General features: G+C 28.8%; 1 pseudogene. It reads left to right on the top strand.

Annotation, left to right across the window (positions count from 1 at the left end):
* A pseudogene (locus AC1DJR_RS34025) lies at window positions 1-130 on the top strand (alpha/beta hydrolase); the annotation flags it as partial.
* Window positions 131-372 lie beyond the last annotated feature (242 nt).

The following is a 372-nucleotide window of genomic DNA, read 5'->3' as shown; positions in this document are numbered from 1 at the left end:
ACCTACAAGATATACTTATACATGTGGACATGCCGGGATTGTTCTTAAACGTAAAAAAATTGCAACTGATACTATCAATTTTATTCAGAATCGATTGAACTCCTCACACTTCCCCAAAGACATACCTTAAAGTGAGGGATTACTAAGTATAGAATCTTATACTTGTAATCTTTCATTTTATACCAAGTTCATTTCATATGGAAAAGGGTTACTCATCATTTTCACCAGGGGCTTATTTTTATAAAAAGAAATTATTGTTGTTTACCCTTTATATGCAATATTACATATAAAAATCTTTAATTGTTCTGTTATAATTTTAAGAGTAAATTATTCATCCATTAATTTACACCATCCATATCTACAGTTATGGAA

It is taken from the genome of Bacillus sp. 05T31 (assembly GCF_056396725.1).
This window is presented reverse-complemented; position numbering and strand designations above follow the sequence as displayed.